The organism is Pseudomonas sp. Irchel 3H3 (genome assembly GCF_900187635.1).
Taxonomy (GTDB): domain Bacteria; phylum Pseudomonadota; class Gammaproteobacteria; order Pseudomonadales; family Pseudomonadaceae; genus Aquipseudomonas.
In genome coordinates, this window is record NZ_FYEC01000035.1 from 43868 (window position 1) to 51018 (window position 7151).

Sequence of the window (7151 nt, forward strand, 5' to 3'; positions counted from 1 at the left end):
ATTACTGGTTTTCGCCACGCTCGCGGGCAATGGCGCGGTAGCCAATGTCCTTGCGATAGAAGCAGCCGGTCCAATTGATCTTGGCGGCCAGTTGGTAGGCTTGCTGCTGGGCGGCATCGACGCTGGTGCCCATCGCCGTGGCGCAGAGCACCCGGCCACCGGCAGTCACGACGTTACCGTCCTTGAGCGCAGTGCCGGCGTGGAAGACTTTGCCTTCCAGTGCGGCGGCTGCATCCAGGCCCTGGATCACATCACCCTTGGCGTAGTCAGCCGGATAGCCACCCGCAGCCAGGACGATGCCGACGCTTGGGCGTGGATCCCACTGGGCTTCGACCTTGTCCAGCGCTTGGGCCAGTGCCGCTTCGACCAGCAGCACCAGGCTCGACTGCAGGCGCAGCATCACCGGTTGGGTCTCAGGGTCGCCGAAACGGCAGTTGAATTCGATGACCTTCGGATTGCCGGCCTTGTCGATCATCAGGCCTGCATACAGGAAGCCGGTGTAGACGTTGCCTTCGGCCGCCATGCCCTTCACGGTTGGCCAGATCACCAGGTCCATGACCCGCTGATGCACTTCGCTGGTGACCACTGGTGCCGGGGAGTAGGCCCCCATGCCGCCAGTGTTCGGACCGGTGTCGCCATCGCCCACACGCTTGTGGTCCTGGCTGGTGGCCATCGGCAGGACGTTCTTGCCGTCGACCATGACGATGAAGCTGGCTTCTTCGCCGTCGAGGAACTCTTCGATCACCACGCGCGAACCGGCGTCACCGAAGGCATTGCCGGCGAGCATGTCGCGCACCGCGTCTTCGGCTTCCTGCAGGGTCATGGCGACGATCACGCCTTTACCGGCAGCCAGGCCGTCGGCCTTGATCACGATCGGCGCACCTTTTTCACGCAAGTAAGCCAGGGCTGGCTCGATCTCGGTGAAGTTCTGGTAATCGGCAGTCGGGATCTTGTGGCGCGCCAGGAAGTCCTTGGTGAAGGCCTTGGAGCCTTCCAGCTGGGCCGCGCCGGCGGTTGGGCCGAAGCAATCCAGGCCACGGGAGCGGAACAGGTCAACCACGCCAGCCACCAGCGGGACTTCCGGGCCGACGATGGTCAGGGCGACGTTCTGCTCGGCAAAGTCTGCCAGTTGTTCCAGGGCCAGGACGTCGATCGCGACGTTTTCGCACTTGGCTTCAATGGCGGTACCGGCGTTGCCGGGTGCCACGAAAACCTTCTGCACACGCGGATCCTGAGCCACTTTCCAGGCCAGGGCGTGTTCACGGCCACCGCTGCCAATGATCAAAACATTCATTTCAAAAACCTCGGATGACGCTAATTCTGTGGAGCACCGCAGGGGCGCTTTTCTGTGGGAGCTGGCTTGCCAGCGATAGCATCACTGCGGTCCATCTGAAAAACCGAGGTGTCTGCATCGCGGGCAAGCCCGCTCCCACAGGGAATCGGTTAATCAGTGACGGAAGTGGCGCATGCCGGTGAAGACCATCGCGATGCCGGCTTCATCGGCCGCTGCGATCACTTCTGCATCACGCATCGAGCCACCTGGCTGGATCACCGCCGTCACGCCGGCCTTGGCTGCGTTGTCCAGGCCGTCGCGGAACGGGAAGAACGCGTCGGAAGCCATCACCGAACCGACTACCTGCAAGCCGGCGTGTTCAGCCTTGATCGCAGCGATACGGGCCGAGTTCACACGGCTCATCTGGCCAGCGCCGACCCCGATGGTCTGGCGGTTCTTGGCGTAGACGATGGCGTTGGACTTGACGTACTTGGCCACTTTCCAGGCGAAGATCAGGTCGTTGATCTCGTGTTCGGTCGGTGCGCGCTGGGTCACGACTTTCAAGTCGTCGGCGCCGATCATGCCGATGTCGCGGCTCTGTACCAGCAGGCCGCCGTTGACGCGCTTGTAGTCCCAGGCAGTGGCACGCTCAGCCGACCACTCGCCGCAGGTCAGCAGGCGCACATTGGCCTTGGCCGCAACGATGGCGCGGGCCTCGGCGCTGACGCTCGGGGCGATGATCACTTCGACGAACTGACGCTCGACGATGGCTTTGGCGGTTTCAGCATCCAGTTCGCGGTTGAACGCGATGATGCCGCCGAAGGCCGATTCGGTGTCGGTGGCGTAGGCCAGCTCGTAGGCCTGGCGAATACCGCCTTCGGCGTCTGGGCTGACCGCTACGCCGCACGGGTTGGCGTGCTTGACGATCACGCAGGCTGGCTTGACGAAGCTCTTCACGCACTCCAGCGCGGCGTCGGTATCGGCCACGTTGTTGTACGACAGTTCCTTGCCCTGCAGTTGGGTCGCAGTGGCGATCCCGACTTCGGCAGGCGTCGCTTCTACGTAGAACGCCGCGCTCTGGTGCGGGTTCTCGCCGTAACGCATTTCCTGAGCCTTGACGAACTGGCTGTTGAAGGTGCGCGGGAATTCGCTGCGACCTTCGGTGCTGAGGGTGTCAGCCGCCTGGTTCACGGTGCCCATGTAGTTGGCGATCATGCCGTCGTAGGCGGCGGTGTGTTCAAACGCCTTGAGCATCAGGTCGAAACGCTGGGCGTAGGTCAGGCCGCCGGCCTTGAGGTTTTCCAGGACGCTGGCGTAATCGCTGGCATTCACCACGATCGCTACGTCTTTGTGGTTTTTGGCTGCCGAACGGACCATGGTCGGGCCGCCGATGTCGATGTTCTCGATCGCGGTCGGCAGGTCGCAGCCCGGCTTGTTGATGGTGGCTTGGAACGGGTACAGGTTGACCGCCACCAGATCGATCGGCTTGATGCCGTGCTCGTTCATGATCGCGTCGTCGATACCGCGACGACCGAGGATCCCGCCGTGGATTTTCGGGTGCAGGGTCTTCACCCGACCGTCCATCATCTCGGCAAAACCGGTGTAATCCGCGACTTCCACAGCGGCTACGCCATTGTCCTGCAGCAGCTTGAACGTCCCACCGGTGGAGAGGATCTCAACCCCAAGGGCTTCAAGCTCCTTGGCGAATTCGAGGATCCCGGTCTTGTCGGAAACGCTGATCAAGGCGCGGCGGATCGGCAGGCGGGTAGTCTGGTCGGTCATCTCAATTTCCATCAAAAGCAAAGGAAGTCAGCAAAAAAGGCGACCGGTTTTACGCGGGCGCCTTTCTGGTTTGATTAAATGCTTACAGCAAATCGTACTGCTTGAGTTTCTTGCGCAGGGTGCCGCGGTTCAGTCCCAGCAGCTCACTGGCCTTGGTCTGGTTACCCTTGACGTAGTTCATCACGCTTTCGAGCAGGGGAGCCTCGACTTCGGAGAGCACCAGGTTGTACACATCCGTGACGGCAGCGCCCTCAAGGTGGGCGAAATAATTGTGCAGCGCCTTCTCGACACTCCCGCGAAGGGTCTGGCCTTCTTCGCTCGGCGTATTGAGGTGCTGTTTCAAATTCACGTTGTCGCTCACGGGTGTTGTTCCACTCACTAAAGTCTCGGTCATCATCGTCATGCGGCCACCCCTTCTCCGTCCCCTGTCAGGCTCTTATAACGCTCGGCAAAAAACTCCCGGACGTTGGCGCATTGTGTTTCCGTTCCATCCAAACGATTGAAGTGGGCGCGAAATTCCCTGGCGCCCGGCAAGGTTGCGAGATACCAGCCGACATGCTTGCGCGCAATGCGTACGCCCATGACGTCTCCATAAAAAGCATGGAGTGCGGCCAGATGCTCAAGCAGAATACGTTCCACTTCGCTCAGCTGCGGAGCCGGCAGTTTTTCGCCGGTACGCAGGAAATGCTCGATCTCACGAAAAATCCATGGCCGCCCCTGGGCAGCCCGGCCTATCAGCAGGCCATCGGCACCGGTCGCGTCAAGCACGTGCCGGGCCTTCTCGGGCGAGTCGATGTCGCCATTGGCGAACACCGGAATCGACACCGCCTGCTTGATCGCGGCAATGGTGTCGTACTCGGCGTCCCCGGTGTACAGGTCGGCACGGGTGCGCCCGTGCACCGCCAGCGCCGTGATCCCGGCCTGCTCGGCGATCTTCGCCACGGTCAGGCCGTTCTTGTTTGCCCGGTCCCAGCCGGTGCGGATCTTCAGGGTGACCGGCACATCAACCGCAGCCACCACGGCCTGCAGGATCTCGGTCACCAGTGCTTCATCTTTCAACAGGGCGGAGCCGGCGGCCTTGTTGCAGACCTTCTTTGCCGGACAGCCCATGTTGATATCAATAATCTGTGCGCCCAGCTCGACGTTGGCCCGGGCCGCGTCCGCCAGCATCTGTGCATCACCACCGGCGATCTGTACCGAGCGAGGCTCGGGATCACCTTCGTGGACCATGCGCAGGCGCGACTTGCGGGTGTTCCACAAGCTCATGTCGCTGGTTACCATTTCCGAGACTACTAACCCTGCGCCCAATCGCTTGCACAGCTGACGAAAGGGCTGGTCGGTGACGCCCGCCATCGGGGCGAGAATCAAGCCGTTGTGCAATGTATATGGGCCGATGCGTACCGCCGACATAGGACTTCCCTGTTGTGGGGTCGGATCATGAGAGTTCGAAAAAGGGTTGGCATGATACCCGCTCTCGATGACTGGTTAAAGGCTGAATTGGATAAAATCTGAACAGTTACTTTGTTATTGCCAGTAGTTTGGTGCGCCTCGCCAGCCGTCAGAAAGCCACCGTCAAAGGCAGGACACTGAACCGATTCACTCGGGCGAGTGAAAGCTGAGGCTGTAATTCACGGCCTTGGAGCCGGGGTCGAGGATATCCAGGGCGATGTGGATCGGCGTTTGTGGCGGCATCTCCGCCAGGCCGGCAAGGTCGCCATTGAGGTATTCCCCCGGCTTGAATCGCCGGCTGGCGATCAGGTGGCCGTTGAGGTCGGCAAACCGCAACTCCAGCAGCGGGAACGGCTGGGAGAACGGCGCACGGTTATAGATGATGGCGTCCACCACCAGGGCGCCGCTGAAGTCCGGGTGGCTGCGCACCACCAGGTTACTGCTCTTGATTTTGGCGATGTCGACCTTGGACGGCACATTGCAGCCAATCTGTGGGCACAGTTGCTGGAACCAGGGGCGGTACTGGTCCTGGCGGGCCAGTTCGTCGAAGTGATAGGCGATGTACTGGCCGGCCAGGGCGCCGCCCGCCAGCAGCACCATCAAGCCCCAGAACAGGCGTCGGCCCCAGGGTGAGCGGCGCTTTTGCCAGTCCAGTTGCAACGGGTCGTCGACCAGGTCCTGCAGCACTTCATCATGGCGGGCGGACTCGTTGCGCGGGCGTTTCTTGCGCGGCGGTTCGATAACCTGGGGCTGATCTTCCAGCTCGTCGTCATCGGTGGCGGACAGCCGTTCGTGGCGCAGGTCCTGCCTGGCGTCCTCGTCCACAGGCTCAAGGCGCAGTTGCGGAGCCTCGGGTTCGTCGTCATCAAGATCGACCAGCGACAGCGAAGGCTCGGTGCGTGAGGAGGTGTGGGGTTCGTCGAGATCGTCGATCGAGCCGTTGCCTGTTGCCGGGCTGCCGTCGTTGGTCAAGGCGCGTTCGGCTGCAGACTCGCTGAACAGGCTGTCGGACCAGGGTTCTTCGCTTTCGCCGCTGTCGCGCCGGGCACTGAGCGAGTCTTCCCGAGGCTTGCGCTCCTGGCCGAACTCCTTGGTCGGCTGGATTTCCCGCTGCTCCAGCCGGGCCAGTTCCTCGTCGAGGTCGAGGTGGTCCAGGTCAAGCTCGGCGGCGGTCCACTGCTTCTGGCTGATCGCTCGTTGCTCGGGAGCAGGTATGGCCGGCGGCGGGGTAAGCGGGGTTGCTTGCTGACCCTGGCGTTGCTCGAGCAACTGGCGGGCGGCGTTGAACACTTGCAGGCACGAGCCGCAACGAACCACCCCGCGAGCCACGCTCAATTGAGTGTGGCTGACGCGAAAACTGGTCTGACAGTGCGGGCATTGAGTGACGAAGCTGTCGGTCATGCGGCCATCCGGAGTCTGCAAGCGCTCATTCTAGCGCCGACGGCCGGTAATACGCACCCAGCCGTCGCGATTGGCGATCGGGTCGAGATCAAAGTCCTGGGCATAAGCACCAGCGACCTCGTCACCTTGCTCGGCAAGGATCCCCGACAGCGCCAGGCGTCCGCCGGACTTGACCAGACTGGACAGTTGCGGTGCCAGTGAAACCAGGGGGCCGGCCAGAATGTTGGCGACCAGCACATCGGCCTGCACCGGTGGCAGATCTTGTGGCAGGTACAGTGGAAACAGCTCTTCGGCAATGTTGTTGCGCCCGGCGTTGTCGCGCGATGCTTCCAGCGCTTGCACGTCGATATCGGTGCCGACCGCTTGTTTCGCGCCGAGCAGCAGGGCGGCAATGGCCAGGATCCCCGAGCCGCAGCCGAAGTCCAGCACGTTGCAATCTTGCAGGTCCTGGCCGTCGAGCCACTCCAGGCACAGCGCGGTGGTCGGGTGAGTACCGGTGCCAAACGCCAGGCCCGGATCCAACAGCAGGTTTACCGCGTCGGGCTCAGGGGCGGCGTGCCAGCTTGGCACGATCCACAGGCGCTGGCCGAACTGCATCGGCTGGAAGCCATCCATCCAGCTGCGTTCCCAGTCCTGGTCTTCGATCACTTCGCTGTGATGCTCGGGCAGCGGGCCGCCGGTCAGCAGCTCAAGGTGAGCCAGCACCGGGCCAGGCTCGGTGCCACCTTCAAACAGGGCCAGCAGGTGAGTGTGCGACCACAGCGGGGTGGTGTTCAGTTCCGGCTCGAAGATCGGCTGATCTTCGGCGTCCATGAAGGTCACCGAGACGGCGCCCACTTCAAGGAAAGCGTCTTCGTAGGTTTCGGCTTGTTCTGGGCTGATGGCGAGACGGACTTGCAGCCAAGGCATGGCGGGCACCTTTGAAAAATATTGATTGCAGCCTAGCGGTCTGCGAGAAGCCCGCAAGTTTACGCGAGCGCGAAGGTTTTGTGGGAGTGGGCTGTGAGCTGGGGCGAGGGAGCTTGCTTGCGTGGCGGCCTCTGGGCTGACCGGGGTGTTGGATTGGGCCGAGGACATATCCATTTCTGCGGTAACGGCCTCCTATGGTTCCGCCTGACGTGAACTGCCCCCCGAAAGTTGGACAGGGGACGCTATTGATTTAATGCCTGGGTCCGAAATTGTACCGGGCTCAAGCCATTCAGTCTGAGGCTTATGCGGTCTTGGTTGTAGTAGGCGATGTAATCCT

At 62.0% G+C, this 7151-nt stretch carries 7 protein-coding genes; all 7 read right to left on the reverse strand.

Going from position 1 to position 7151, the window contains the following annotated elements; genetic code table 11:
• Window position 1: 1 nt before the first annotated feature.
• On the reverse strand, window positions 2–1294 hold the full coding sequence (gene purD / locus CKW24_RS24845) for a phosphoribosylamine--glycine ligase (RefSeq protein WP_095171144.1): 1293 nt from the start codon (window positions 1292–1294) through the stop codon (window positions 2–4).
• A gap of 153 nt (window positions 1295–1447) precedes the next feature.
• Complete coding sequence (purH, locus tag CKW24_RS24850) at window positions 1448–3055, reverse strand: bifunctional phosphoribosylaminoimidazolecarboxamide formyltransferase/IMP cyclohydrolase (RefSeq protein ID WP_095171146.1); 1608 nt, start codon at window positions 3053–3055, stop codon at window positions 1448–1450.
• A gap of 82 nt (window positions 3056–3137) precedes the next feature.
• On the reverse strand, window positions 3138–3458 hold the full coding sequence (gene fis / locus CKW24_RS24855) for a DNA-binding transcriptional regulator Fis (protein ID WP_003186237.1): 321 nt from the start codon (window positions 3456–3458) through the stop codon (window positions 3138–3140).
• The gene (gene dusB / locus CKW24_RS24860; RefSeq protein ID WP_095171147.1) at window positions 3455–4465 is read right to left on the reverse strand and encodes a tRNA dihydrouridine synthase DusB; all 1011 of its coding nucleotides are present in this window, start codon (window positions 4463–4465) and stop codon (window positions 3455–3457) included. The genes fis and dusB overlap by 4 nt, the downstream gene beginning before the upstream one ends.
• A 186-nt stretch (window positions 4466–4651) precedes the next feature.
• The gene (locus CKW24_RS24865; RefSeq protein WP_095171150.1) at window positions 4652–5905 is read right to left on the reverse strand and encodes a DUF3426 domain-containing protein; all 1254 of its coding nucleotides are present in this window, start codon (window positions 5903–5905) and stop codon (window positions 4652–4654) included.
• A 30-nt stretch (window positions 5906–5935) separates the two neighbouring features.
• Window positions 5936–6814, reverse strand: coding sequence for a 50S ribosomal protein L11 methyltransferase (gene prmA, locus CKW24_RS24870; RefSeq protein ID WP_095171151.1), 879 nt, complete (start codon window positions 6812–6814; stop codon window positions 5936–5938).
• A gap of 242 nt (window positions 6815–7056) precedes the next feature.
• A partial coding sequence (locus CKW24_RS24875; protein WP_143501162.1) for an IS3 family transposase occupies window positions 7057–7151 on the reverse strand: 95 nt, incomplete at its 5' end.